This window comes from Brevibacillus sp. NPDC058079 (assembly GCF_042885155.1).
GTDB lineage: Bacteria > Bacillota > Bacilli > Brevibacillales > Brevibacillaceae > Brevibacillus.
Map to the genome: position 1 here is coordinate 115,646 of NZ_JBHVSO010000006.1, position 26,980 is coordinate 142,625.

26 protein-coding genes are annotated in these 26,980 nt (G+C 47.3%); 13 read left to right on the forward strand and 13 right to left on the reverse strand.

Annotated elements, in window-relative coordinates; all coding sequences use genetic code 11:
- Positions 1-40: 40 nt before the first annotated feature.
- The 3 genes from brnQ to ACFVS2_RS18760 form a co-directional block, all read right to left on the reverse strand.
- Complete coding sequence (gene brnQ, locus ACFVS2_RS18750) at positions 41-1,375, reverse strand: branched-chain amino acid transport system II carrier protein (protein WP_390236475.1); 1,335 nt, start codon at positions 1,373-1,375, stop codon at positions 41-43.
- 119 nt (positions 1,376-1,494) lie between these two features.
- The gene (locus tag ACFVS2_RS18755; RefSeq protein WP_390236478.1) at positions 1,495-2,424 is read right to left on the reverse strand and encodes a DNA-3-methyladenine glycosylase family protein; all 930 of its coding nucleotides are present in this window, start codon (positions 2,422-2,424) and stop codon (positions 1,495-1,497) included.
- 75 nt (positions 2,425-2,499) lie between these two features.
- Positions 2,500-3,420 (reverse strand): proline dehydrogenase family protein, encoded by a 921-nt coding sequence (locus tag ACFVS2_RS18760; protein ID WP_173618109.1) that lies wholly within the window; start codon positions 3,418-3,420, stop codon positions 2,500-2,502.
- A 201-nt stretch (positions 3,421-3,621) separates the two neighbouring features.
- Between ACFVS2_RS18760 and ACFVS2_RS18765 the strand changes: the two genes are divergently transcribed.
- The 3 genes from ACFVS2_RS18765 to ACFVS2_RS18775 are packed head-to-tail and all read left to right on the forward strand — an operon-like array spanning position 3,622 to position 7,799.
- A complete protein-coding gene (locus tag ACFVS2_RS18765) occupies positions 3,622-5,352 on the forward strand; it encodes a sigma-54 interaction domain-containing protein (RefSeq protein WP_390236481.1) in 1,731 nt (576 codons plus the stop codon).
- Positions 5,343-6,485 carry a winged helix-turn-helix domain-containing protein gene (locus ACFVS2_RS18770; RefSeq protein WP_390236483.1) on the forward strand — a complete coding sequence of 381 codons (1,143 nt, stop codon included), beginning with the start codon at positions 5,343-5,345 and terminating at the stop codon, positions 6,483-6,485. Before ACFVS2_RS18765 ends, ACFVS2_RS18770 begins: the two co-directional genes overlap by 10 nt.
- 57 nt (positions 6,486-6,542) lie before the next feature.
- Positions 6,543-7,799 (forward strand): MFS transporter, encoded by a 1,257-nt coding sequence (locus ACFVS2_RS18775; protein WP_390236486.1) that lies wholly within the window; start codon positions 6,543-6,545, stop codon positions 7,797-7,799.
- Here the strand turns inward: ACFVS2_RS18775 and ACFVS2_RS18780 are convergent.
- Both ACFVS2_RS18780 and ACFVS2_RS18785 read right to left on the reverse strand, forming a co-directional pair.
- Complete coding sequence (locus ACFVS2_RS18780) at positions 7,771-8,889, reverse strand: PQQ-dependent sugar dehydrogenase (RefSeq protein ID WP_390236489.1); 1,119 nt, start codon at positions 8,887-8,889, stop codon at positions 7,771-7,773. The two genes, ACFVS2_RS18775 and ACFVS2_RS18780, sit on opposite strands and share 29 nt — an antisense overlap.
- A 623-nt stretch (positions 8,890-9,512) precedes the next feature.
- Positions 9,513-10,133 (reverse strand): PilZ domain-containing protein, encoded by a 621-nt coding sequence (locus ACFVS2_RS18785; RefSeq protein WP_173618114.1) that lies wholly within the window; start codon positions 10,131-10,133, stop codon positions 9,513-9,515.
- A gap of 119 nt (positions 10,134-10,252) precedes the next feature.
- Between ACFVS2_RS18785 and ACFVS2_RS18790 the strand changes: the two genes are divergently transcribed.
- Positions 10,253-10,426, forward strand: a complete 174-nt coding sequence (locus ACFVS2_RS18790; protein ID WP_007722723.1) for a YlaF family protein — start codon at positions 10,253-10,255, stop codon at positions 10,424-10,426.
- An 11-nt stretch (positions 10,427-10,437) separates the two neighbouring features.
- On the opposite strand, the gene ACFVS2_RS18795 is transcribed toward ACFVS2_RS18790, so the two are convergent.
- The 3 genes from ACFVS2_RS18795 to ACFVS2_RS18805 form a co-directional block, all read right to left on the reverse strand.
- Complete coding sequence (locus ACFVS2_RS18795) at positions 10,438-11,493, reverse strand: tetraprenyl-beta-curcumene synthase family protein (RefSeq protein ID WP_390236492.1); 1,056 nt, start codon at positions 11,491-11,493, stop codon at positions 10,438-10,440.
- Positions 11,494-11,615: 122 nt separating this feature from the next.
- Positions 11,616-12,554, reverse strand: a complete 939-nt coding sequence (locus ACFVS2_RS18800; RefSeq protein WP_173618116.1) for a response regulator — start codon at positions 12,552-12,554, stop codon at positions 11,616-11,618.
- A 4-nt stretch (positions 12,555-12,558) separates the two neighbouring features.
- Complete coding sequence (locus tag ACFVS2_RS18805; RefSeq protein ID WP_390236495.1) at positions 12,559-13,497, reverse strand: ATP-binding protein; 939 nt, start codon at positions 13,495-13,497, stop codon at positions 12,559-12,561.
- Between the two features lie 512 nt (positions 13,498-14,009).
- Here ACFVS2_RS18805 and ACFVS2_RS18810 point away from each other — a divergent pair.
- From ACFVS2_RS18810 to ACFVS2_RS18820, 3 genes are read left to right on the forward strand one after another with little or no spacing between them, the layout of a single operon-like run.
- The gene (locus ACFVS2_RS18810) at positions 14,010-14,996 is read left to right on the forward strand and encodes a TAXI family TRAP transporter solute-binding subunit (RefSeq protein WP_390236498.1); all 987 of its coding nucleotides are present in this window, start codon (positions 14,010-14,012) and stop codon (positions 14,994-14,996) included.
- Between the two features lie 6 nt (positions 14,997-15,002).
- The gene (locus ACFVS2_RS18815; protein WP_390236500.1) at positions 15,003-15,536 is read left to right on the forward strand and encodes a DUF1850 domain-containing protein; all 534 of its coding nucleotides are present in this window, start codon (positions 15,003-15,005) and stop codon (positions 15,534-15,536) included.
- Positions 15,537-17,483 carry a TRAP transporter permease gene (locus ACFVS2_RS18820; RefSeq protein WP_390236503.1) on the forward strand — a complete coding sequence of 649 codons (1,947 nt, stop codon included), beginning with the start codon at positions 15,537-15,539 and terminating at the stop codon, positions 17,481-17,483.
- A 77-nt stretch (positions 17,484-17,560) separates the two neighbouring features.
- Here ACFVS2_RS18820 and ACFVS2_RS18825 read toward each other — a convergent pair whose 3' ends face one another.
- Positions 17,561-18,481, reverse strand: coding sequence for a CvfB family protein (locus tag ACFVS2_RS18825; protein WP_390236506.1), 921 nt, complete (start codon positions 18,479-18,481; stop codon positions 17,561-17,563).
- Between the two features lie 190 nt (positions 18,482-18,671).
- On the opposite strand from ACFVS2_RS18825, the gene ACFVS2_RS18830 reads away from it, so the two are divergent.
- On the forward strand, positions 18,672-19,451 hold the full coding sequence (locus ACFVS2_RS18830) for an undecaprenyl-diphosphate phosphatase (protein ID WP_390236509.1): 780 nt from the start codon (positions 18,672-18,674) through the stop codon (positions 19,449-19,451).
- A 33-nt stretch (positions 19,452-19,484) separates the two neighbouring features.
- On the opposite strand, the gene ACFVS2_RS18835 is transcribed toward ACFVS2_RS18830, so the two are convergent.
- Positions 19,485-19,691 (reverse strand): hypothetical protein, encoded by a 207-nt coding sequence (locus ACFVS2_RS18835; protein ID WP_390236512.1) that lies wholly within the window; start codon positions 19,689-19,691, stop codon positions 19,485-19,487.
- A 64-nt stretch (positions 19,692-19,755) separates the two neighbouring features.
- The gene (locus ACFVS2_RS18840; protein ID WP_390236515.1) at positions 19,756-20,109 is read right to left on the reverse strand and encodes a toprim domain-containing protein; all 354 of its coding nucleotides are present in this window, start codon (positions 20,107-20,109) and stop codon (positions 19,756-19,758) included.
- A 134-nt stretch (positions 20,110-20,243) separates the two neighbouring features.
- Here ACFVS2_RS18840 and ACFVS2_RS18845 point away from each other — a divergent pair, with 134 nt between their 5' ends.
- From ACFVS2_RS18845 to ACFVS2_RS18860, 4 genes are all read left to right on the forward strand, one after another.
- Positions 20,244-20,402 carry a hypothetical protein gene (locus ACFVS2_RS18845; RefSeq protein ID WP_017250025.1) on the forward strand — a complete coding sequence of 53 codons (159 nt, stop codon included), beginning with the start codon at positions 20,244-20,246 and terminating at the stop codon, positions 20,400-20,402.
- Between the two features lie 49 nt (positions 20,403-20,451).
- Positions 20,452-20,742 (forward strand): ArsR/SmtB family transcription factor, encoded by a 291-nt coding sequence (locus ACFVS2_RS18850; RefSeq protein ID WP_173618124.1) that lies wholly within the window; start codon positions 20,452-20,454, stop codon positions 20,740-20,742.
- 75 nt (positions 20,743-20,817) lie between these two features.
- Positions 20,818-22,002 (forward strand): MFS transporter, encoded by a 1,185-nt coding sequence (locus ACFVS2_RS18855; protein WP_390236518.1) that lies wholly within the window; start codon positions 20,818-20,820, stop codon positions 22,000-22,002.
- Between the two features lie 80 nt (positions 22,003-22,082).
- Positions 22,083-23,330 carry an MFS transporter gene (locus tag ACFVS2_RS18860; RefSeq protein WP_390236521.1) on the forward strand — a complete coding sequence of 416 codons (1,248 nt, stop codon included), beginning with the start codon at positions 22,083-22,085 and terminating at the stop codon, positions 23,328-23,330.
- A gap of 70 nt (positions 23,331-23,400) precedes the next feature.
- Here the strand turns inward: ACFVS2_RS18860 and ACFVS2_RS18865 are convergent, their stop codons facing one another.
- Together ACFVS2_RS18865 and ACFVS2_RS18870 are read right to left on the reverse strand one after the other, a co-directional pair.
- Positions 23,401-24,540: an agmatine deiminase family protein gene (locus ACFVS2_RS18865; RefSeq protein ID WP_390236524.1), complete on the reverse strand. Its 1,140-nt coding sequence runs from the start codon at positions 24,538-24,540 to the stop codon at positions 23,401-23,403.
- A 79-nt stretch (positions 24,541-24,619) separates the two neighbouring features.
- On the reverse strand, positions 24,620-25,444 hold the full coding sequence (locus ACFVS2_RS18870) for a MerR family transcriptional regulator (protein WP_390236527.1): 825 nt from the start codon (positions 25,442-25,444) through the stop codon (positions 24,620-24,622).
- 190 nt (positions 25,445-25,634) lie between these two features.
- Here ACFVS2_RS18870 and ACFVS2_RS18875 point away from each other — a divergent pair, with 190 nt between their 5' ends.
- Positions 25,635-26,969 (forward strand): ammonium transporter, encoded by a 1,335-nt coding sequence (locus ACFVS2_RS18875; protein WP_390236530.1) that lies wholly within the window; start codon positions 25,635-25,637, stop codon positions 26,967-26,969.
- Positions 26,970-26,980 lie beyond the last annotated feature (11 nt).

Here is a 26,980-nt window from a genome sequence, read left to right on the forward strand (position 1 = left end):
AAAAAAGCGAGTGGACCTAAAGCCCACTCGCTCTTATTCTTTACTTCGTTTCTCTTACAATCGGGACACTGCGTGTGAGGCTAGCCCACAACAACCCTAACAGTGCGCCTGCAAAAGCTGGCACCAGCCAACCAATTCCTACTTTGTACAGTGGTAATTGTTCCAGAATTGGTGTTAGCGAGTCAATAGACAATCCAAGCTGGGAAGCTCCATCCAACAGACTGATGACAGCCGTTGCCGTAATCGCGCCTACGTATACGGCACGATGTCCATTGAACATCCGATCACAAAACGTCAGCAGCATCAGCACAATCGCCAGTGGATAAATCGCCATCAAGACAGGCACAGAGAAGGTAATCAGCTGCGTCAAGCCTACGTTTGCTACCGCAGCACTGAACGCACACAGGATCACAGCCATTTTCTTGTAGGAGATGCTAGGAATACGACTCGAGAAAAATTGACTGCACGCTGTGACGAGCCCAACAGAAGTGGTGAGGCAAGCAAGCGTTACAGCTGCTCCCAGCAGGAGCGAGCCTAACGGACCGAACAGTTGCAGCACAACCCCGGTCAAAATTTGTCCACCATTTCCCGATTTCGCAATCGAAACACTGGTCGCTCCCAAATAACTGAGGGCCAGGTATACGAGCCCGAGTCCAGTTGCAGCGAGGACAGCGGCTTTGATCGTAGACCACATCACTTTTTTGCGATCGATGATGCCTCTTTCCTGAACAGCCGTTGTTACTACCAGACCAAATACCATCGCAGCTAGTGCATCCAGCGTCAGATAGCCTTCGATAAAGCCTTTGAAGAATGCTGTATCTTGATAGGCGCCTGTCGGTTGTCCCACCTCACCCAAAGGAGAAATGAGTGATTTGACAAACATCAGGCCAATGATGATCAAAAGAGCAGGTGTTAAGATTTTACCGATTCGATCCACCAGCTTGCTCGGGTTCAGACTCAACCAGAAGGTGATGGCAAAATAGACGATCGTGGTCACAAAAAGCGGTACCCAGCTGCCTTTCATGGATTCAGGTAAAAACGGCAACACGCCCATTTCAAAGGTTACTGTACCTGTCCGCGGAATCGCCATGAATGGACCGATCGACAGATAAACAATAAAGGTGAATACGACTGCAAACATCGGATGGACTCTTGAAGCCATCGTTTGCAAATTACCACCAGCCAAGCCGACCGCAATGATTCCCAGTAAAGGCAGACCTACACCAGTAATCAAAAAGCCGACCATCGCGATCCAAACATTATCTCCCGCAGCTTGTCCTAGAGCTGGCGGAAAAATCATGTTCCCTGCTCCAAAGAATAGGGCAAACAGCATCAAACCAATTGTAATTGTTTCTTTCGTTGAAAGTTCTTTCATATGAATCCTCTCAATATTATTTAGTTAAATAAAATTTTCATTAGTATAACTTAAAATTTACTCACTATTCAACCTTTAATTTTTTAAAATTATTGAACTTTTGTTAAAAATGAAAGTTTTTATAGCTCAAATACCTCTTTTCTCTTAATCGCCCCCACTGCTTCCCATACGTACAGACAATAGATACTACGCCATGGAGCCCACTTTTCTCCTAGCTTGCGAATATCGTTTTCATTTGGCTTCGAATTCATTCCATAGAGGTGAACAATTCCATTTCGCAAACCGATGTCAGCAGCTGGCAACAAGTCTGGACGCCCCATCCCAAACATGAGCAGGCACTCTACTGTCCACCGTCCAATTCCTCTAAGCGTAGTGAGGTACGTAATGATTTCCTCGTCACCCATTGTCCATAGTCTTTCCAAATCTACCGTTTCATTCACAATGGCACGGGCGAAATCGATAATATACTCTGCTTTTCGCTGACTAAATTGCAGAGTACGCAAATCCTCCACAGTCAATCTCGCTACCGCGTCAGGAGTCGGAAAAGCGATGATGCCCTCGCCGTTTGGGTTTTCTACTGGGTCGCCAGCCAGTGTAACCAGCCTCTCGCTCAAATTGGCTGCAAAGGTCAGATTGATCTGCTGTCCGATAATCGTTTTGACCATGCATTGAAACAAATCGGCATCTAGCATAAGACGAAGACCGCGAAACCGCTCGGTCAGGATGGCAAGTTCCTTTTCCTCCCTCATCTGCTCGTAAATAACAGATAGATCCAAATCGGCACTAAAAGTACGGCGGATCATTTTTTCTAGCAGCTGTTGGTCTGTCGTGGACAAAATCGCCTGTGTCTCGTAGCGCAATGTGGGTTCTTCCAAGCTGCCCACAAATTGCATATGGACTAGAACAGGCCGTAAGCCGATACGAAAGACGCGCTGTAGGCTATTTTTTTCTTTATTCACACGTATCTGCGTATCTGGATGTGTCTCAAGACGCCGAAGCAACCGGTCAAAAGAATATGGAGGAGTAAGCGAAATAATCGAATAATTCACAAGACTCTCACCTTTCCAGATAAAATAAAAACCTCCGGAGAAACCTCCGAAGGTGTCAAGTATACTTCGCAAAACTTATTTCGTAAACATTCCTTTGAGAACAAATTTTACGTTTGCCGGACTTTCTGCCAAACGGCGCATGAAATATCCATACCAGTCGTTTCCGTACGGTACATAAACACGCATTTTAAAGCCTTCGCGAGCCAAGTCAATTTGGGACTGCGTGCGAATACCATACAACATTTGGAATTCAAACTGTGTGCGCGGGATGCTGTGTTCCTTTTCCAGCTTTTTCACAAAATCAATGATGTTGTCATCATGAGTTGCCACAGCAGCGTACCCGCCGTTCAACAAATGCTGTTTGATGATTTTTTTGTAGTTCTCATCTACATCTGGCTTGTTCGGGTAAGCGACTTCAGGAGACTCCTTGTAAGCTCCTTTTACGAGACGGAAGTTCACTTTTTTGTCCTTCAGGCTGTCGATATCGTCCGATGCTTTGTAGAGATATGCCTGAATAACGGTTCCGACATTGTCGTACTCTTGCAGCAACTCGTTCAAAATCTCCATGGTCACATGGTTGTGTGCATAGTCCTCCATGTCGATACGAACGAAAATGTTTCCGTTTTTCTTAGCCGAATCCAAAATGCGTCTCATGTTGTCCATGCAGAGCTCACGGCTGATATCCAGACCGAGCGAAGTCATTTTCAACGAAAGATTGCAATCGACACCGGATTGGTGGATCGCTTCCAGCGTTTTGATGCAATAGTCAGCAGACTCGTTTGCTTCCTCTACGCTGAACACGAATTCGCCCAGATGATCCAGCGTGCACACGAGACCTTGCTGGTTCAGCTTGCGTACGGCATTAATTGCCTCCGCAATGGTTTGACCGGATACAAAGCGACTCGCTCCAAAGCGCAGACCCCACTTTTTCGCGGCAGAATTTAAGGTTTTGTTTTTGGATAAAAATAGAAAGAAATCCTTCATAGCTTGTTCCATCGTTGACTGTCTCCTCCTCAACGTACTCTGTCCACTTCTACTAGCATGAATCGTGCCAAGTTATTCTCGTAAGCGCTATCGTGATGTCATTACGACGTTTTCAACACATATGTACATTGTGTGTTTATTCTTGTACACTTCTGATTAGATGTACAACAGGGACGATCCCTTTTCCTGTTAGTTTGGATAAGAGGTGACGATTTGAAACCGTTATTTTCGTTGGACAGTACGCTCTCTTCCTTTGCGATTCCGCTTCCACCTAATATTGTCAAAATACTCACAGGTGAAACTGTGGGTGAATGGGTTGATAAAGAACGAAAGGGCAGAGTCGTCATCGTCTCTTCTACAACCACGCTCGAACAATCTATCAGCCACATTCTCGCTGGCCCAGGTGTTTCCGATCTGCCGACACTCGTCATTGTGGATGAACAAGGGACTCCGACGGGAATGGTCGAGCCATACCAGCTCATGAATGCCTTTGTCGTGTTGACCCAAAATCAGTCTGCCTTGCTCAGTACCTTGATGGATACAATGAGCGAGGCCGTCACTATCGTGGACTCCCGCAACGTTGTCCAACACTGGAATCGGGCAGCAGAAACTATTTATGAAATCGATCGCGCCCAAGTCGTCGGAACTTCTCTCGATGAGCACTTCGAAAGTGAATCAATCCGCCTGCTCGATGCCCTGCGTCAAGGGACATCTGTACAACGTGTCTATCATATTCCTCGTCCTGATAGTCATGTACTCATTAATGCGGCACCGATTCGCCGCGAGGGTGAAATTATCGGCGCGATTTCTATTGAACAGGATATTACCGAGTTGGTTCGTCTCAATGAAGAATTAGCACATACGACGGCCCATCTCCACAATTTGCAGCAAGAGATGAGTCGGTTTCAGGCAGCAGACGATCCTTTTTATGCGATCAAGGGGCATTCTACCTCGATACAATCCGCTATTGGTTCCGCAAAAAAAGTGGCGCAGACGGATGCGACTGTGCTGATTTATGGAGAAAGCGGCGTCGGGAAAGAGCTGTTTGCCAAAGCAATTCATCAGGCAAGTCGCCGACATGAGAAGCCTTTTATCGCGATTAACTGCGGTGCCATTCCTGCTGCTCTGTTCGAAAGTGAGCTGTTTGGTTATCAGGGCGGTGCTTTTACTGGAGCTGAGAAAAAAGGCAAGCCTGGCAAGCTAGAGCTGGCGCATGGCGGGACACTTTTCCTCGATGAAATTGGGGAGCTGCCGCTAGAGTTGCAGGTCAAGCTGCTTCGCGCCTTACAGGAACGACAGTTTTACCGCGTAGGCGGAACGGAGCCGATCACCGTCAACACGCGAATTGTAGCGGCGACAAACAGACAGCTGGAGCAAATGGTTGCAGACGGTCGTTTTCGCGAGGACTTGTATTATCGGCTGAACGTCTTTTCTCTGGAAATCCCACCGCTGCGCGAACGACGTGAGGATTTGCCAGAGCTTGTGCAAATTTTCATTCATGAGTATTCCGTGGCCCATGACCATTCCGTACCACGCATCTCTCCCGAGGTCATGCAAGCGTTGTTCGAGTACAATTGGCCGGGGAACATTCGACAGCTTCGCAACGTCATCGAACGTCTGTCGATCCTGCAAGAAAACGGCGTTATTTTGCCTGAGCATCTGCCGTCTGTCATTCGCAGTCACACAGAACCCACACACGTCTCTGTGCACACGCCGATTGGGGGAACGTATGCGCCGCCGATTCCGACACCGCCGTCCATCATACGTCCATCGATTGCGTACCCTTCTCAACCTGCAAACGAAAAAGAGCGCATTCTAGCAGCGTTGGAGCGCACGTACGGAAACAAAAAAGCAGCAGCCGAGCTGCTCGGCGTATCTCGCGGCACCCTTTACAATAAAATGAAGAAGTTCAATATAAATGAGGAGTCTTTCAAATGGGATTGATCACATGGTCCGATGATACGTATCAAATCCATTATGCTGGGGAAACGATTGTCCTTTTGCCTAAGGAATACGCCTTGTTTCAATTTCTGTACACATGGAAAAACCGTGCCTTTTCACGAAGTGATCTGCTGGATCGCGTCTGGTCGCTGGAAGAACCGACAGACCGCACTGTCGACGATCACATTTACCGCTTGCGGAAAAAACTGCAAAAGTGGTCGCATCTGCTCACGATTGATACGGTTCGAGGAGTTGGTTATCGGCTTACGCTAAAAGAGCAGCAATCGCCTAGTCCATCGGCATTAAACAGCGATTTCTCCGAGAACATCCAGAAGATGCTAACCACCTACCACGGCATGGGTATGGGGGCCGCTTTGCAGACGCTCTATGCGAATCAGCAAGTGCTTGGCTTCCAGATGGAACCTTTTTACGCTACCTATTTGCGGTTTGTTGTCGGTGACTTCAGCTGGTTTATCGAGGATCAAGCTTCACCTAAGTCAGACAAACTGTTTTATTGGTTCCATTTGTACCATATGACACAATTGGACTCACAAAAGACAATAGAAGTTTTTGAATGGGCAATGAGAAATCTGGAAAGCATGCCTGCTACTTTTCAGGATGAGATGAAAATCAATGCAGTCGGTGTATACACTCATGCAAAGCAATGGGAGCGAGCCCAAAAACAGCTGTTACCCGCAAGAGAGGTTGTCGAACGAGTCAATTCACCCGGCTTCCAACTCTTTCTTCAATCGGAAGAAGCCTTCCTGTATCTACTGATGGGTCAGGTGAATGAAGCGGAGGAAGTGATTCAACGCTCAAATGACATCTTGCAGACACTCCCCATGCAGCGTGAGCTCGGCAGCTTTACCATTGCTCGCGGGCTTTGCTTGTACCATCGACAGGAGATTACCAAAGCGCGCCGCGTGGTCGACGAAGGCATTGAAGTCGTCCGTGCCACCAAGTTCGTCCCTCACCTGATTTATGCCATACAAAGTATTTTGTTGTTCTTCAGGAACTTCGGCTACGATGCAGAATGGGAGCGCAAATACCAGAAAATCTGGACGGAATTATCCGAAGAGTACCAGTTTGATTACTTGCAGAAAAAGATTCGTGCCATCATCTCATCAACTATCTGATATTCCTCTGACAAATCCCTTTTATCATCGAGTTAACAGATCGATGGAGGGATTTTTTTGTTAAAAGAAAATGGAACGTTTCGCACGCTGTTCATCTCTTACGGACTGTCTACGCTTGGCGATTGGTTTGATTTTATTGCGGTATCCATCCTATTGGGTTTTGTGTGGAAGGTTGATCCGATGACGATGGCTCTCCTGCCCGTTGCCTATGCAGCTCCAAGCATTTTGCTCGGGCAGCTTGCCGGGGTGCTTGCAGACCGCGTGAACAAGGTACGTATGATCATGACGATGAATATCATTCAGGCTGCCCTCACTCTACTCCTGCTTGCCATGCCTACTCCGTTCTGGTTCCTGGTGGTCATTGCCCTGCGTTCAAGTGCCTCTGTTTTCAATGATCCAGCGCAACAGACCTTGACGCGTCAAATCGTACCTGAGAATCAATTGTTACAAGCCTCTGCTTTGAATGGAGCCGTATACCAGATGGGGAAATTGATCGGACCACTTGTCGGAGGATTGGTAGCGGCCGTTTTTGCACCCGCCATTTGTCTAATGATTAATGCTTCGACCTTCCTTCTCTCTACTGGATTTCTGTTCACGATTCGTAAAGTGGAGAATACATTGACTCGTACATTCGTAGAAGAGCAGCCTCTCCCTTACCGTCAAGCATGGCAAGAGGGCTGGCGGATCTTTTTACAAAACCGTGTCCTGTTGTTCAGCACGATCTTCGCAACCGTTACCTCGTTGGCTATTCAGTTGGCGGATACACAGTTTCCCGTGATCTTCCGCGAGAAGCTGCCCGACAATCCGGAAATGCTCGGGTTTACGGTCAGTGTCATTGGATTAGGCGCACTTGTCACCGTCACCTTGCTACATCGCTTAAAAGAGATTCGTTCCTACGGGTGGGTGCTGGGCGGTGGCGTTTTGCTCATTGGAATTAGTTTTTCGTGGATTGGACTTTTCCAGCCGGGTAATGGCATGTATTGGCTGTTGATTCCCGCAATATTGGCTGGAGTCGGAACAGGTCTGACTTCGGTCGGCGCCAATTATCTAGTACAAAAAGAAAGCCCCCCGCAAGCACTGGGCCGCGTGAGGGGAATTATCGATTCATTGACGAGCGCCACTTTCATTATTGCTCCGTTGCTCGGTGGCGTCATTATGACCATCTGGGGTCCAAACACTGCTTTTTTATGGGTCGGAATGTTAATCGCTGCGATTGGCGGAGGCGCTGTCCTCTTACAACAATGGATTTGGGGGAAACGAACAAAAGACGTGGCTGTTGCTACCTCTACGGCTGGATCGGAACGAGTCGGATAATTTTATCGTCCCCTTCTCTCGGATCTCCACGACCATCACGGTTGTTGGTCAACAAATAAAGTGTGCCGCCTTTTCCTTCGACCACATCGCGCAATCGTCCAAACTCGTCTTGGAACAAAGTAGCAGTCTCCAATACCGTATCAGGTCGAGTAGCGTCAAAGCTAATTTTTTGAAGCTGCTTACCCCTGAGGTTCGCTACGAGCAGTTGTCCTTTCCACGGCCCTTTGGATACAAACGTCATGCCAGAAGGAGCCCATGTCGTATCACCGCTTTGCAGGAGGGGGGTTTTCATCCCCTCTTTTTGCTGTTCACCGGAAATGACCGGCCAGCCGTAATTTGCGCCCGGCTCGATCCGATTGATCTCATCATGTGCAATCTGGCCGTGCTCTGAGCTGTAGAGTATCCCGGTATCCGGATACCATGCGATGCCTTGCGGGTTGCGATGTCCATAGCTGTATACAGGTGAGCCGGAAAAAGGATTGTCGGCAGGAATGGTTCCATCCAGATTGATGCGCAAAATTTTTCCGGCGAGACTTGCCCGATCTTGCGCAAGCATTGGCTCATGCGCATCGCCTGTCGTAATATATAGACGCTGATCCGGACCAATTTTGATCCGTCCTCCGTTGTGGATCGAGCTTCCCGGGATTTTGTCGAGGAGTACCTTATCAATCTGTGCTGCATGGTTTACTTCTCGTAGTCGCAGGACACGATTGAAAGTAGCCTCTCCCTCTTTGTATGTATGGTAAACGTACAAGTAGTGGTTATTCACAAAATCGGGATCGAGCACAAGGCCCAACAGCCCGCCTTCTCCCTCGCTTATGAACGGCGCAGGGAATGAGATGAGCGGTTCCCGAAGCAGCTCGCCTGACTGAATCACTCGCACTTTTCCTGGTCGCTCTGTGAAAAAGATCCGACCATCCGCGGCTATATCCATGGCCCAAGGTACATCTAATTGATCAGCCACTACCTCCATCCGATATGGAAGAGACTGTTGAGTTGGCTGCGATACTGTTGTAGGATTCGCTTCGCAAGCCACAACCGGCATACTCAGGATCAAGGTAAGCACACACACCATCCATTTTTTCCACATCTCACGTTTCCTCCCTGTGCGATTTGTCCAGTAGGAATCAGGAAGCATTTTAGACAAAGTTTCGCTAATGTAAGCTTATGTTCCTCTTCGCTTCGCAAAAAATCTATCTGGATATCCTCCAGCAGTTGTGCCGGGGCCGAAGCCCGGTGACATGTTTTCCAGTCGCCTGTATCCTCTCTTCGTTCGGGCGGTCTCGTTCCAAACATATCACCGTGTTCCCACAGCTGAGGTGGACGTCCAGTTTTTAGATCGTTTGCTTGGTTAGCCATGAAGTCTTTTCCAGTTTTTCTTTGCAAGCATCTCTTTGATGCCTTTTCAAATGCGAATGAAGCCGCGTGGGAAGAAGCGGATTTCCAGTCCAAGCGCCTCTGGAGCCCATCTCAGCGAAGGAATGTATGTCGGGGGTTTTCAGCCTCACCCTCTGAAAACTCATCCTCGAACATCTACTTTTGAGGCGCTCCCGACATTCATTCCGTAGCGGACAGTCCCCGCCTCCCCGCAGGGCGTAGGCCGAAGCGTAGACTGGAAATCCGCTTCTTCCCTCCCCTACAGCTACTCCAATCTCACCAGCCAAAAAAAGCAAAAAAAAAATTGGTCCCCATTGAACCAATTCACGAAAAGACCTACTCGATATTCACTTGTCTTCGTTCCTCGATTTGCCGATGCAAAATGTACTTTCGCAAATTGTGAAAATGACGTGCATTGATTCCTTTGATCGTACAGCCGTAAAAACAGTTCGGTCCCTCTATTCGTTCATGAATGATAACCAGGTCAGTTTTCACTACCCCATCCGGGCGATTGCGACCATACAATTCAAAAGAAAAGACAATTTGCTGATCCGCAGGAATCTGTTTGTCTGAGCGGAATGCCAAGCCTCCCAGGCTCAAATTCACCAAGTACACCATTTGACTATAAACGGAAAAAAATGAGTCTGGTTCCTGCGTCGGATACTGGATCCATCCCTTAACCTCCATGTCGAAACGGGGATAGCGTCTGCGCTGTTCCCGAAACTCAGTAGCTGTTGGAGAGTGGAACAAAAACAAGCGATTTTTGTCTTTAGCCACGACCACGGCTTCAAACGTATTGATCGTTTCATAATCAGCCGTCAATAGACAAGGGATCTGATCCCCTACAGTGACATCCAATGGGCTGGGAAATACGGCTTCGATCAAGTCCCCTTCTTCATAGGTAACATGACCTTCTATCACTCGATTCCCTTTTCTAATTTGTATTATGCTTTCCATCTGCGTTCTCCACCACTTCGCACAAATATATTACCGGGATTTCCGAAATCTTTACCTGGATGCTTTTCGCGGAAAATAAGGTATAATGGGAACATTGACAGATAGGAGGTTACAGACCGATGAATCGTTATCAATTGGTAACACTGGCTTTGGCATTTTTGGTAACCGCCTGTCTCATCGGAGTTGGCATTGCCATTGGGGAAAAAAGCCCCCTCGGTATCCTTGGCTGTATCGTTGTTGCCTTCTCGTTGATGGGATTTGGCTTTTCGTACAAGCGCAAGCATATGCGCTAACCTCTTCTCCGTTATCGCCGTACAAGCAAACTGTTCACATAAAATAGGACAGAGGGCAAGCCCTTAGCCTGCTTCAGCAGTTGTCTAGCGATAGTATAAATGTGTGGCTGGCTCCGATTTACCTTGCGATCCGCGAGATAAAACGCGACTAGCCCGTCCACGATCATACGGTGAAATGCAGGATTTGGCAAGCGTTTAACGCTTGCCTTTGCTTGTTCTATGAAAAGCTTCAAGCGTTCAGTCGCTATTCGTTCCGAATCGTAATAGCTCACGAAGTTTAAATCTCCACCCATTTTATCTTCTTCCAGGTCAATTAAATAGTCTAATAAAATATGTAACCCGCACAGCCACGGAAAGTAAGCTTCGCTTACCGTTTGAATTTGCTCTTCCTTTACATCTGGATCAGTCGCCAAGCAAAAAAGGGCAAATATCCCGATGGTCGAGCCTGTGACAGCCGCAAATTCTTGCCAGTGCAAATCGTGATAGCGTTCTTTGTACTGATCCCACCACGTCAACAAGTGATCCTCGCGCAACTGGGGATCAATGTGCTTGTATACTTGTAAATCGCTATACAAACAAGAGAACTCGAGTATCTTTGTCTGGATTTTTTCATAGGCTGGCAATTGTGCGAGATGCTGTTGACAGGTCTGAACCAGCCCAGCCAAAAAGCCGCCGTCATCCTTATCCTCACGGTACAAATAATAATCTCGCAAGGGCGCGCCTGGTGTCAGTGCATCCTGCATTGACACGTGAAGCTGACGGAAGTCTTCCGGGTCTAGTGACGTGCTGCGATCACACAGATTATCCAAGTAGTCACTAATTGTTTGGTAGGCGACAATCAGCGGGACAATTGTCTCTACATGCGGGATGACCTGTGCTGCATAAACACATCCCCCTTGGCAGTGAAACTTTTTGGAGTTCATGCTGTCTTGTGCCTGTTTTCTCAGCTCGGGATTGGGAATCGCCTGCGCTCTTTTGTACCAAGCCGCAAACTCTCGCTCCAGAACAGGTTGCACATGACGATAGACTCGGTAAAGTAGCTGCCATGGATTACGTAGTTCGCTCACTTATTTCCCTCCCAAAACAAATGTAAAACGGAGGCATTCCAAAGCTTTTACCAGCTTACATCGAAGCCCTCGCTCATGACCAATAGAAATATCTTATCACATTTGGATGCCCACTCCAAAAGTCAGCCCTGAAATACACCAATTCGCCTTTTTGACTCCATATAGAGTACAAAAATAAACTTTTTGGTATTGATACGAGTAGAAGAGATCGTCATTTCCATCTGATTCTCAAGCTCCAGCATGCGTTTTCGCACCTCAGTAAAATCGAAGAACGTGGTCGCATAGCTCTCGAATTTGGGATTACTGTAGTCGGTCAGCCCAAGGGAAGCCAAATGAGTTAATGCCTGATAGATGGCTCTGCGAACCCGCTGCTCAGCGGCCTTTGTTTCCTTTTGGATCAGGACAGTCACTCCCTTTCCCAGCTTGCGGGCAGCAATTGCCCAAAAAATATCGCGTAAAGGTGGGAGATTCACTTCCCCATCCATTTCCTTCTCCCAGCGATACAGCCACTCCATCATGTCGAGTAAATCTTTGCTGCCTTTTTGGCTAATCATCCCCAGTTCAGTTAAGAGAAACCGTGCGGAAGACAAGATGCCCTTTTCAGGATACGATGCTTCTTTGGTAAGAGCTGCCGTTATGTTAATACTGCCCGACAAGACAGAAAGTGACCGCTGAATACCCTCGATGGATTGCTGCAGCAATATGCGTTCCCGTACCTTTTGCAGAACACTGATGACCTCCAGTCGATTCACCGGTTTGGTCACGTAGTATTCGATCCCTGTCGCATACGCCTCAGCGATCATCTCCTTCGTTTCGATTTGCGAGATCATGACAATTTTGCCTGTAAAACGCCTTAACTGGCGCACTGTTTCAATGCCATCTCGTTTCGGCATCAAAAGATCAATCAACAAGATGTCTACTTGCTTCCAATTCAAAAAATCGTGGTCAATTTGTGAGCCATCCTCCGCTTCCCCACATACCTCTCCCAAATCAGCATCCTCAATCATTTGACCGAGCATGAATCGAATCCCAGGATCGTCGTCCACGATGAAGTAGCGCATTAGGTCACCCTTTCTGAATCAGAGTTGCGATTGGCAGGCGAATGCAAAATTGTGTTGTTTGTCCGTATGAGTCCTCGACTAAATCAATCATTCCTTGGATACTGTCTGTCACTTCCTTAACGTATGATAGCCCAATCCCCGTGGAAGGCCTGCCTGATACGTCGTATTTGGTAGTGAATCCAGGCATGAACAAGAGCTCCTTGTCCTTCACCACAATACCTGGCCCATCATCGGTTACAACAAAATGAATCCACTCCCGACTCTCGTCAATCGAAGCAACGATCGATACCATCCCCCGGTCGCGGATGGCTTCGACACTGTTGCCGACTAGATTGTTGATGAGTGAGAGTGTCGTGTAAATGTGGCAAGCGAGATACGGCACCTCCACATTCGTTTCAAACTGAATGTCCTTCTCCAACAGTCTCGCGTACTTTCGTTGGCCCTGAACAATGATCGCTATTAATTCGCCCAGTGGCATATAGTCTCGTTCTTTCTCGTCAGAAATCAGCTTGGAGAGGCCTGCATATATGCGTTGATTGTCCTTTTTCACTTCATGCACTTGTCCGGCAAGGGACAGCAGCCGCTTCGCGTATCGCTTGCTCGTCCCATCCTTATGTTCCACCTCGTCCATCTCACGATACAGCTCATAGCAGTTACGCGTGATATCCTCAACCTGATGCAATGTCTTTTTTAGAAGAACAGATTCCTCGTACAAATTGGAGATGAGCATCAACATCTGTTCGTTTCGATTACGCTGTTGCTTTTCCATCCATTTCGCCTGACGCAGCTGAATCATATTGAAAAAACTAAGGACAAAAAAACTACGTATCAATGCAATGACAGCAATCGGCCCTACGACCTCCAGCTGAAAGACTCCCTCCCAGGACACAGCACGAAAGGACAGCTCTACCAAATTGGCTGCTATTTCTGCGCCTGTCCCCAACATCCCCACCCAAAGCGGTCGATGATGTAGTGTATTAACGCGAAAGAGCGAAAAAAGACAAGCAAAGGTAGCGTAATAGCAAAAGGCGGGGAAGTGCATCTGAAGAGAAGACAGAACCGAAAAGACATCTTCATATAAGAAATCCAAGACTATTCTAAATAGAACAACAATTATTCCTGTAACTATTCCTGCCAAGAAAGAAGGACGTAGCCACAATAAAAAAAAGAAAAAAGCCGTTGTACCAAAGCTAATGCGAAAATCATCTTGAAACGGGTGAAATTTGAGCTCCCCGGCAATCGGGACAGCAATGAGCATAAGCAGCAGGATCGAAAAATTCTCTCTCATAAAATGTTGCCCGCACTTCCTCATATGAAATTGTTCAAAAAATCGTTAACGTTTATTTCTTAGTTTACTATATTTTTCTATAGAATTTTGTAGTTTTTTATAGACCTCCCCTTACAATGCCAAAGAAAGCTGTATAAACAGAATTTTTAGACTAAGGGGGAATTATCTTGAAGAAGCGTCATTTTCTTCTCTCGCTCACACTACTTCTGTCCATGTCGCTCATGACGGCATGTGGTGGCGGCAACTCTACACAAGGAGGTGCAGGTGGAGGAAGCGCCGATCCCTCCCAACTAATTATTGCAACAGGCGGTACAGGCGGCACCTATTTCCCACTCGGTGGTGGCATGGCTGACCATATCACGAAAAACGCTGGCATCACTGCTACAGCACAAGCCACAGGCGCTTCAGCTGAAAACATTCGCCTCATTCGCGATAAAAAGGCGGACCTCGCCTTCACGCAAAACGACATTGCCGAGTATGCGTCAAAGGGAACGAACATGTTCCAGCAAGACGGTAACATTGATTCCTTCCAAGCATTGGGCGCTCTCTACGATGAAACCATCCAAATCGTCGTCTCTGCTGACAGCAATATTAAAAGCGTTGCCGATTTGAAAGATAAGCGCGTATCCGTAGGCGCTCCGGGAAGCGGCACAGAAGTGAACGCTCAGCAAATTTTGGAAGCATATGGAATGACCTTTGAAGATACCAAGCTCCAGCGCCTCTCGTTTGCTGACTCCGCCAAAGCCATTCAGGACGGTCAATTGGATGCTGCCTTCCAAACTGCCGGTACGCCTACCGCAGCAATCACGGAGCTAGCCGCGACAACTGGCGTTAAAATCATTCCCATTGACGCGGACAAAATCGATGGAATCATCGCCAAATACCCTTACTACGTGAAAACAACAGTCCCTGCCAATACGTACCAAACCGTTCCGGAAGAAGTGACCACCGTCTCCGTCAAATCAATGCTTTTGATTCGCTCCGATCTCAGTGAAGACCTCGTGTACAAAGTAACAAAGGCGATCTTTGAGAACAGCGACAAGCTCGGTCACGCCAAAGCCAAGGAAATCAAGCTAGAGAACGTAAAGAACGGCGTCAGCATCCCTGTTCATCCGGGTGCCCAAAAGTACTTTGACGAAAAAGGCGTGAAGTAGAGCCAGATGGTTTTTATCCAGACAGTAACAAAGGGAAGAGGGCGGACGCTGTTCCGCCTTTTCTCCTTCTCTCTTCTCGTCATTGTCATTTATGCGGGCATCTCCACTCCGCTGATTCCCGCCCTGGTTATCCGGGATACACGGTCGAATCAGGTAGTTTGGAGTGCCAATATCCAGGATAAAGCAGCCTTTGGCATCCGCTGGACTCATTCCATTCATCGCTCCACAATCGAGGAGCAATACCGGATTGTAGACGGTCAAATTATTTTGTCAGAGATGAGCTTTCACGACTACGGTATCGGCATGGAAAATGAATTGGCTCCTGGCGAGGAGCTGGTTCTGGCCGATGGACGATTTCATATTCGCAATATGCAGCGCTCTTTTCCTGTCCTACGGCTATTTATCGGGCAAGTACGGGCTAATCATACGTTGCTTTTCGCTGGACAGGACATTCCGTTGAGCTTGATCGATAAGCCAGGAGAAGCCATCACGATTCAGGCAGAAAAGCGATCCATTCTGAGCGAGTTAGGAGGTTACTAGATGAGTACAACAACGAATATGAACCAGCAAGAGATGGATAAGATGATCGCGCAATACGACAAGGAATCAGCCACACGTCAGCTCGCGGGTCCCATGAAGTGGATCTCTTTTGGTCTACTTGTCCTCTTCTCCCTGTACCAGTTATCCAGCACGCTTTTCTTCACGCTGCCTCCCCAGATTCATCGTCCGATCCACTTGGCCTTCGGACTGGCACTTGTCTATCTGTTATATGCGGGGACTTCCAAAGGCAACCATAACAAAATCGGAATCGTGAACATGATTCTCGCCCTGTTAGGTGTCTTCGTATCACTTTATTGGGTCATTGACTACGAAGGACTCGTGACCCGAACAGGTAACTATACGACGATGGATATGGTGGTCGGCGGTATTGCCACCGTGCTCGTCCTAGAGGCTGCACGACGAGTCGTCGGAATCCCAATTGCTCTAATCGCCACTATTTTTCTTTTCTACACCTACTTCGGACCTTACATGCCAGGCTTTTTGGAGCATCGCGGCAGTGATGTCGAGCGGATTATCGGGCACAGCTACTACACACTAGAGGGTATTCTCGGTACTCCACTCGCCGTTTCCTCTACCTTTATCTTTTTGTTTGTGCTGTTTGGCGCCTTTCTCGAAAAAACAGGGGTCGGTGATTATTTTAACGATTTGTCGCTGGTCATTGCAGGCAGACGAATCGGCGGTCCTGCGAAGGTGGCCGTTTTTTCTAGCGCCCTGCAAGGGACGATTAGCGGCAGCTCTGTTGCCAATGTAGTTACCTCCGGCGCCTTTACCATCCCGATGATGAAACGGCTCGGCTATCGTTCCGAATTTGCCGCGGCGGTGGAAGCCTCGTCCTCTACTGGTGGACAAATCATGCCGCCTGTCATGGGGGCTGCTGCCTTTTTGATGGCGGAGTTCATCGGCGTTCCTTACTTGGAAATCGCCAAATCTGCGATTCTTCCTGCGATTTTATTTTTCGTGGGCATCTGGATTATGACGCACTTCGAAGCAAAACGACTCGGGTTGCGCGGACTCTCGAAGGAAGAATTGCCGAACAAAAAAGAAGTTTTGAAAAAAATGTACTTGCTCCTCCCCATCGTGATCATTATTACAGCCTTGATGATGAACATATCAGCCGAGCGCTCCGCGATTATCGGCATCGTCTCCACTATTATCGTGGGCGCCTTCCGCAAAGAAACCCGCATGTCTATTGCTGATATTTTAGAAGCACTTGCCTCAGGTGCAAGAATGGCTCTCGGTGTCGTGGCCGCAACTGCATGTGCCGGAATCATCGTTGGTACGATAACGTTGACTGGGATCGGATTGAAGCTGGCAAACGGTTTGATTGATCTGGCTGGCGGTCAGCTTTTCCTTACCCTGTTCTTCACGATGATCGCATCGCTTATCTTGGGCATGGGAACACCTACGACGGCGAACTACATTATCACTTCTACCATCGCTGCCCCGGCGCTTATTCAATTGGGGGTACCAGATATCGCTGCGCACATGTTTACGTTCTACTTCGGAATCGTTGCAGACATCACGCCGCCGGTTGCGCTTGCTGCCTTCGCCGCATCAGGCATTGCCAAGTCAAAGCCGATCAAAACAGGTGTAGAATCCACGCGGCTATCGATTGCCGCCTTTATGGCTCCCTATATCTTCGTCGTTTCACCATCCTTGCTCTTGATTGATACCACCTTTTTGGAGTCGATTTGGGTGATGTTTACCTCTACGATTGGAATGATCGGCGTAGGGGCAGGGTTGATCGGCTACTGGATGTCCAGACTCAACGTTTTAGAGCGTATCCTCGCTTGTGTAGGCGGTGTGCTCGCAGTCATCCCTGGAATTACAACAGACATTCCCGGCTTTATTTTGCTCGCGCTCGTATTCGCATTATCGTATTACAAAGCACGTAAGCAAAAACAATCTGTACAAACGACGATGTAAGAAAACAAGCAAAAACCCTCCCAAGCATTCGTTTCCTGTTGCCAGGAAGCTCTCTTGCCTAGGAGGGTTTTCTTCGTTTATTCTTCTTGTCCGTCTCGAATGATTTTGGTCCAGCCGTCTACTTGCTCCACGCGGCGTTCCTTCATCAGCTTGCCGAGTGCCCGCTTGAAGCTGGACTTACTCATTTGGAATTTTTCTCGGATGACATCCGCTTCTGTCGAATCGGTATAAGGCATTGCCCCATCACGATTGATCAAATAGCGCATCAGCTTGTCCGCATCTTCGCCATACTGTACTTCCTTGCGTTCTTTCATGGAACCGTTCAGACGGCCATCCTCACGCACAAAGCTGATGCGGCAGCGCACCGTTTGTCCGAGGCGCAGACGCCCCACCATTTCATCACGATGAATGAAAAGGATGTGCTCGTCCTCCGTCAACAGGAATGCACCTGCTTGAATCACTTTGTAGACCGTACCCTCGACAGCTTTGTTTTTCATACTCTCATCTGCCATTGCTGCGATCTTGACGATTTCGTTTTCAGTGACCGGCTTCGCCAAGAGTCTACCGAGCTTGTCTTGTTTCAGCGCTACTAGCATTTGATCCTTAGGACGCGGCCATTCATCGCTATGCTTAGGCAGGTCATCGATGAACAAGAGCAGATCCTTATTAATGCCGTTATCCAGGAATACACCCATGCGCGAAGAAATGTCCACTACTTCCAACCAGCCGTATTCACCCATGCCGACATGGGGCATGTCCATGGTCGCAGCCAGTCGGTTCTCGTGATCATGGTACAAAAACACTTCGACCTCATCATCGATATGTAAACGTTCGTGCGCTTCATTGGCATGAAGAAACACTTCATCTTTGCCATCGCTCAAAAAATAGCCGATTTCCGTTTTTCGCGCTACCGTCATGGTAAGCGTCATCCCTGCCGCCAAATTTCCGTTCTGAATGATTTGGGGCTCACGCTTTTCACGCATTTGTCTTTTGTACATATGTATTTTTTCCTCGCTCTCTACCATTGTGCACACTAACTATACCCATCCCCCGCAAGAAAATACCACAACTTTTTTCTAACAAAATAACGATGCGTAACGAAATAGGCAAGTCTTCCATTCACAGACATACATATGACAGTAAGACTGGCTTGGCCCTACTTTTTCAAGACTGGAGTGACTCTTGCCTATGCTGTTGTTGCTTGAACATATTTTTCTCGGCATTGTACAAGGCTTGACTGAATTTTTACCGATATCAAGCACGGGTCATCTCGTCCTGTTTCGCAAAATGTTTGGCATGCAGGAGGTCGGCCTTTTATTTGACACGATGCTTCATTTCGGTACGCTGATCGCTGTCGTTATCGTCTTTTGGCCACAGGTTCGTTTTATCATCATGAATCCAATGAGCAAGCTGACAAAGCTATTAGTCGTAGGGACGATCCCTACAGCAGTAATCGGACTCGCCTTTGAAGATTATTTTGAAGAAATCTCGCAGACAGGCATTACGATCGGGTGGGAATTTCTTGCGACAGGCGCAATCCTCTGGGCGGTGGAGTCCATGCGCCGTGGAAATCGGAGATTCGAAGAAATCAACTACACGGACGCCCTCATCATCGGGACACTGCAAGGTGCTGCGATCCTGCCTGCTATTTCCCGCTCAGGACTGACGATTGCTGGCGCTCTCATGCGCGGAATCGACCGTGCTGATGCTGCCCGCTTTTCGTTTTTAATATCCTTGCCCGCGATTCTGGGTGCTTGTGTCTTGCAAACAGCCAAGCTCGTAGAAACACCGCTTGAAACAGCTTTATTGATCCCGATGCTCGTGGGCACCATGTTTGCCGGACTAGCTGGATATGTAGCCATTCGCTGGATGCTTACAATCATCAGTACAGGCTCGATGAAGGGCTTCGCTATCTACGTCTGGGTATTGGGTGTGTTAATTTTACTCATGCAACTCTTGGGCTGGTAATGCGAAAAAAGCCGGCTGCTTGCTCGCCGGCTTTCATCTGCTTTCTTCCTTGTCTGGATAACGGCTGGCAATTAATTTGCCTACCAATAAAATAATGCCGTAGAACGCTGTTGCCAAAAACGAGGTAGCCAGCCACGTCGCCGTCCCCAGCACCAGATAGAGCGCGGCGTGAGCAACAAAGATACCTACCAGCCACACCATAATGTTCATTCGATTAAAAAACGTCATCAAACTACGCAATTACCTCGCACCTCCACCATTCCATTTACTACTGTTATAGCCGATGAAACGGTGTTTTATCCCCTTACCGCTCTCCAAGATCAGGATGAGGCTCAATAACCGCAAAGCCTGCTCGCTCCAAAATTTCTGCCAGTACCGAAAGAGGCGTGTCGGCAACCTCTCTGTACATTTTCGGCGTATGCAGATGGATCGCATCAGGAAAGTCTTCACTTAGATGCGTTCGCAATTTTTTCCCGCTGTCATCTTCATCGGTAAAAAGATATACCTCCTCTGCATCTTCCGTTTGGGCGAGCAACTTCTCCCCTTTTTCCAAGCTGTAGGAACCGTATGTACAAAGAATGGTGACAGGCTCAGCCAGCACCCGAAGCAAGCATTCTTTGTCTGTCTTCCCCTCAACGATCATGACACACCCTGCCATCCGCTCCCCTCCTTCTTGACACGCCATTTTTATTTAGTATACCTCAACTGCCATCTAGGAAAATGAGGATGACTACTCCCCTTCAAAACAAGACATCTTAAGGAAGCATCCATTACCAAACAGGGGGTAGTAACATGTCCAAATTCAAAAGCGCCAAAAACCTGAACCAAAAAGGATTAGCCGTAGCAGGACTAACCAGCAGTACGGTTGCGGATGATACACATACCGAAGACAACCAAGGATCTTCCTATCAGCATCAACACAACAACGAAAATAGGAAGAATCAAAAATAAAAGGAATGAAATGGTTGCCTGGATAGAGTTTCCTTAGTAAGATAGTTTTATGAATATTGAACAACTTGAACTAACCGAAAAGCGAATCAAGATTTTTAAAGCGTTGGCAGATGAGACAAGACTAGCCATTTTAAAGACCTTGTATCATTCCGGCAACGAGCTGAATTGTACAGAAGTGGGCTTTACCTGCGACACTTCCAAGTCAAATGCCTCCTATCATTTCAAGACACTTCGAGAGGCAGGACTGATCAAAGTCAGAAAGGATGGACAAGCACGGTACATGAGCATATATAAAGAAACCTTCAATCAAATACTGCCTGGCTTTTTAGATACCTTGTGATTGGTATCCTTTTTTTACACATTAGTTCAAAAGTTATTTAACTATATAATTATAAAACAAAGAGGAGAGTTTTTTATGGAGCGCCTATTTTTGATGATCTTTTTCTTCACCATGTTTTTGATCGGTACGAATACATTTATCATTAGCCCACTGCTGCCAACCTTGCGAGAGTTATATCACGTATCCACGAACCAGGCAGCCTGGCTGATCGGAACTTATGCTCTCGGATTTGCATTGGCCGCTTTAGTCGCCGGTCCGCTATCAGATAATCGAAACAGGAAACATGTGATGGCAGTCGGTATGCTTGGATTTGCACTTTCCACACTTGCATGCGCCTTTGCACCTGGTTTCACGGCGATGCTCTTCTTTCGTTTTCTTGCCGGTACCTGCTCTGCCTTTATCGGTCCTCAAGTGTGGGCTGCCATTCCTGTTTTGTTTCCCCCGGCTCGTATCGGAAAAGCTATGGGGATTGTCATGGCAGGTCTTTCGGTTTCCCAAGTGATCGGTGTACCTATAGGCAGTTTTCTGTCAGCTTATCATTGGTCGTTTCCTTTTTTGGCTGTTGGAATTGCTTCTCTTGGAGCTTTTGTACTCATAATCCGAAAACTTCCTGATTTATTGCCTCCTACCCCCATAGACGGACTTGGAACAAACAACGCCCGAGTGGCTATTTTTGCACGTTACAAGGATCTGTTGCGACTGCCACAAGCTTCACGCAGCTTTATCGGCTATTTCGTTTTCATGACGGGTGTCTATGCGGTCTTTTCATTCTATGGCGTATGGCTTTCCGATCAATATCAGCAATCCGTTACCGAAATTGGCTTGATCACTTTAGTTATCGGGCTTGGCAACACCGTTGGCAGCTTACTCAGCGGTTGGTTACTCGAGCGTTGGAAGAGAAATACGATTTTGACCGTTGGGTTTCTGGGCAGCGCCCTGCTCTATCTTGTTTTGCCTTACATACCGGGAGTCGGATTTTTACAGGTTGTCCTCTTCTTCATGTACTGCTTCGGCGGTGTACTCGTGCCTGTCCTGATGGGTTACTTGCAATCATTGTCCGACACCTCGCGCGGTACCATATCGAGCTTGGCCAACGCTTGCATGTACATAGGGACTTTCATTGCCTCTTCTTTCGCAGGCAGTTTGTATTCTCTTTTTGGTTTCGTAGGTGTCAGCACCTTCGCCACCTTCACTTTTCTTATCGCCTATATTCTCTTTGTTTTGAGGACTGGTAAATTAAATGTAACCGCACGAGCATGAGTCCTTTACTTTCCCTCTTCGCCTTGCTACGCTATGGTCAAATTCATTTTATCGCAGTCAGCAGGACGGAGAGGGTCAACGTGGATTCATCCCCATCTTTATGGAAAAACAGTTCTTTCCTCAAGCTTTGGCTTGCGCAAATGACGGCAAGCATCGGTGATCAATGCTACAGCTTCGCATTACTCTGGTATTTGCTGCAAGCAACCAAATCGGGTGCAGCGCTCAGCCTGCTCGCAATCCCGGAAATGGTGGCGGGTCTCATGTTTTACCTCGTCGGCGGAGTCATGGCTGACCGGTACAGCCCACGAACGCTCATGGTAGGAGCCGATGTTGCGCGAATTCTTGTCGCAATCATGGTTGGCATCCTGGTCTACATGGGCGTAGGAGAGTTTGCTTTTTTTCTGGCAGCCCAATTCTTGTTGGGGTTGTTCTCCAGTCTGTTTCAGCCAGCGCGAACCGTTGCACTCAAATCAGTGGTCCCCCAAGAGCAGCTAGCGCGAGCAAATGCCATCTTGGACACAACTTTCCGTACGATTCGGATTATTGCGCCAATGTCGATTGGACTGGTCGCTTCCATCATACCGCTGTCTACTTTGTTTTTTGTGAATGCAGGCAGCTATTTCATTTCCGTCTTGTTTCTTTATGCCATTCGTATTTCGTTGACCGATCAACAACGCGTATCTACTACGAAAATGACACCCAGTCAGTACGTCCGGGATATTGCCTCAGGTTTACAGGAGCTAAAACAAAATCGTGCTCTGTTCTTGATTCTTCTCTTTAGCAATATGGGCTTTCTCGTCTGGCAGGTCACTTACACAGTGGGCTTCCCGTTTATGGCCGAACGCATGCAGCAAGGAAACGGAAGTACATTAGCTGTCTTGTTGGGCTTTTACGGGATCGGGAACTTACTAGGAAGCCTGTACATGGCTCGATCGTTCTATACTCGCTATTTGTTTGTGATTATGGTTGGATGGGTGTTTCAGGCAGTCGGATTCCTGTTGCTTACGGCAGGAGGTACCACTCACTGGATTGCCTTCCTCGGAGCAGCCGTGGCAGGGATCGGCGGGCCGCTCATTGGTATCCCGACCGTGACTGCCATTCAAATCAAAGCGTCCAGCAACAGTACAGGCAAAATTTTTGCGATCAATATGCTCATGTTCACTTTCTTTTGCACATTGTCCAGCAGCCTCGGTGCAATCTGGATGGGCAAATGGCCTGTCGAGCAGCTTTTCCTCGTCAGTGGACTATTCCTCGCTGCCATGAGCTTCGCAGGCTTCCTGATAGAAAAACGAAAAACAACCGCACAACATCAATCCTCCTCTGTTTAAGTAACTTTTTTACTACCAAAAAAGCCGGTTTTTCCTCCTTCAAGGAATCACCGGCTTTTTCAGTAAGGATTTAAGGCATTTCAACTGGCTGTTGTTGTGTCACACAATGAATCATCCCGCCATGTTTATAAAGCTCTCTTACATCAATGCCAATCACTTTACGGTCAGGGTATAGTTTTTGGATGATATCGTTTGCGACTTTGTCATTCGGATCATCATAATTCGGAACTAATACAACGGTATTCCCAATATAAAAATTGATATAGGAACCTTTGTATCCCAGGTCCTTTCCATTCTCTAAAACGACATTGTGTTTCGTTATTGGTAAATACTCATATTGATACGCCTTTCCAAAGGCATTCTTTGCATGCAGTAATGTTTTTCTATCCTTATTCGGGACACCCCATTCTTCCAAATCATTTTCATTCATCGTAATGATGGTTGACTTATCATAAAATTTAGCAAAGCCATCAATGTGAAAATCTGTAATGTCCTGGCCAGGCACACCATCTAACCAAATAAAGTTCGTAGCACCAAGATACTCTTTTATATATTCCTCAATGTCTGCTTCTGAAAATTGGGGATTTCTATTCTTATTCGTAACAGCACTGCGTGTCGATAAAAATGTACCATTCCCATCCAGTTCAAATGCTCCACCTTCAAGTACAAGATCATTCAAATCAATTCTTTCCATTCCTGATTGCTTGCTTAGCTTGCTTGAAAGTAATGCATCTTTTTTATACGGCGTTTTCTTCCCCCATCCATTAAATCCCCAGTCCATCATTTTCAAGTTCTTATCCTTGTCGTATACAAAGATGGGGGCAGTATCTCTTGCCCATACATCGTCAGTAGGAGCAATATAGAAGTCAATTTTATCCATATGGATACCTTCCTCGTACAGGAGATCATATATATATTCCTTTTCGTATTGATCATAGGCGACAATATGGACATTTTCCCCCTCACTTAAGGCAGCTGTCATCTCGATCCAAATGGACTCAACCTCTTCTTGATAACCTTTCCCATACGTAAAGTTATGCGGCCATAGTAACCACGTACCTTCATGCTTGCTTTTTTCATCAGGCATGGTGTACTTGCCTACGAATTGTTTTTCCACACTTTGACTCTCCTCCGCTTTACTTGGCATACACCCTATTAAAATCCCAGCCGTTAATACAACCCCTGAGCACAGTACCATTACCTTATTCATTTCATCATCCCCTCATGTCCTGAAAGCTTTCTTGCAGAAGTAGAATAAGCTTTGACATAGTGTCAAGGTCAAGCTGTTACTATTTGGCTTTTTTCATGACCGGAAAGGAGATCTGTGTCACATATTCTTCGACAGGACAGTCACATTCTGTGCCTTTCAAGTAAGTTTCGTAAGGTGGACCTTCCAAGCAGTATCCGTTGCTTTCTGTCCAATCTTCAAGTGCCATATGGGCGTATCCGATATCGTCATAACTTCCGAAATGCAAAGTAGTCGCAACAAACTGTTCGGGAAGTTGTTTGATTTGCCATTCGCTTGATGAATCAACGCTATCCCCATTAACGATCGGGATCATCAACTCAATATCGCTTTGGTCAGGAGTAAATTCTTCATCGAAAAACACAACAGACGGAGCACCCAGTAACTGAACTTGATTTTCTTCCGCCTTTGCGTATATAGAATCAATGTACTTGTCCATATCCGCAATACGAATCTGTAATCTTTGACTGATGACACTTACTTCGTTTCTCATCCCCAGCAATATATCGTACGATCTTCTTTCCCCACGAATGATATCCGCTTTTTTTTCAATCATCTCTTGCATTTCTGCAATGATTTGTCTATATCGATTCATCTCATTGGATAATTCATTTATTTTCGAGTGGATCAATCCGATAAATAATTTCCTGTCTGATGTCTGAAGGATCGATTTAATCTCTGGCAGGGAAAATCTGTATTCTTTTAGCTTCTTGATCAATAAGGCTGTTTCTAATTGACTCTTTTCATAGTATCTGTACCCATTTGTGGTATCTACATGTACAGGCTTCAAAAGTTCTTCCTTGTCATAGTGTCGCAACATGCGTGCACTCATTTTGCAAAGCTGAGAAAATCTGCTGATTGTGTACATATTTCTCCCTTACCTTCTGTGATGATATCAGAAGCTATTATATCATTCCGTATCGAAGCCCTGCCGATGCCTGCAATCAGTGTTTTTTCATTAGTTGCAAAAAAACAATTGCAACCGCAATTTTCATGTCATATAATCTGACATAAATAAATCAGTGTCAGGTTATGTGACACGGAAAAGAGGTGGATGGATGGAACCTACTGTCGCAAGTCTCTCGTCTGCCATTGACGCCACATGGGTCATGGTCTCGGCCATTCTGGTCATTCTCATGCAGGTTGGATTCGCCCTGCTAGAAGCTGGTTCTACTCGCATGAAAAACGCTGGTCACGTCGCAGGCAAAACGGTCCTTACCTTCGGCATCTGCTCGATTGCCTTTTGGGCGTTTGGCTTTGGTCTGACGTTTGGAGACGGCAACTCTTTCATCGGACTTACCGGATTCTTTTTTGATGGCATGCAAAAAGACGCTTTCTCCGCTTTTTCCGCTGCAACTGTTCCTATCTCGATTCTCTTCCTCTTTCAGCTCGCTTTTGCAGCCGTTTCACTCGCGATTGCCTGGGGCGGTTTTGCTGAACGTGCCAAGCTATCCATTTATTTTATTTTCAGTGTACTGTTTACTGTCCTCATCTATCCTGTCGTCGGTCACTGGGTATGGGGCGGCGGTTGGTTGGCACAGCTCGGAATGCAAGACTTCGCTGGTTCTACGGTTGTCCATCTCCAAGGTGCCATCGTCGCACTCGTCGCCACTATCCTTTTGAAGCCTCGCATTGGAAAATACAATCGCGACGGCAGCTCCAATCTGATTCCTGGTCACAACCAGGTCTACTCTGTCTTAGGTGTCCTGTTTCTTTGGATCGGCTGGTTCGGCTTTAACGCCGGCTCCACACTCGGCAGCACATCTGGATTTTTCGGCTATATCGCCGTCACTACCAATCTCGCTACCGCAGCAGGCGCTGTCGCCGCTCTTGCTATCTCCTGGATCGTCATGGGAAAAGCAGATATCCCAAGCATGCTCAACGGCGTCCTCGCAGCTCTCGTCGCGATTACAGCATCCTGCGCCTTCGTCGATCCATGGGCGGCTGTCGTGATCGGCGCTATGTCAGGTATTCTTACATTCTATACATCCATTTGGTTTGATCGCATGGGGATTGATGATCCTGTCTTCGCATTTTCCGTGCATGGGGTGGCTGGTATTTGGGGAACGTTGTCCACAGGTTTATTCGCTACCCCGGAGTTGGCTGAAAAGGTCGGCGTAGGCGGTCCTGGGCTGTTTTATGGCGGTGGTCTGCATCAGTTAGGGGTTCAGGCGTTGGGCTTGGCTGGCTCCGCGCTCTACGTTTTCATAGTAGCCTTCATCATTTTGTATGTGTTAAAAGTAACCATTGGCCTGCGAGTCACTGAAGAGGAAGAGGTGGTTGGACTTGACCTTAGCGAACACGGGGGATACGGCTATCCCGAACTACTCCAGCCTGAACGCGTACGACCAGCTGCATCTACCCAAAGCAGCACCTCTCACTCTCTTTCCTGAACAAGTGGAAA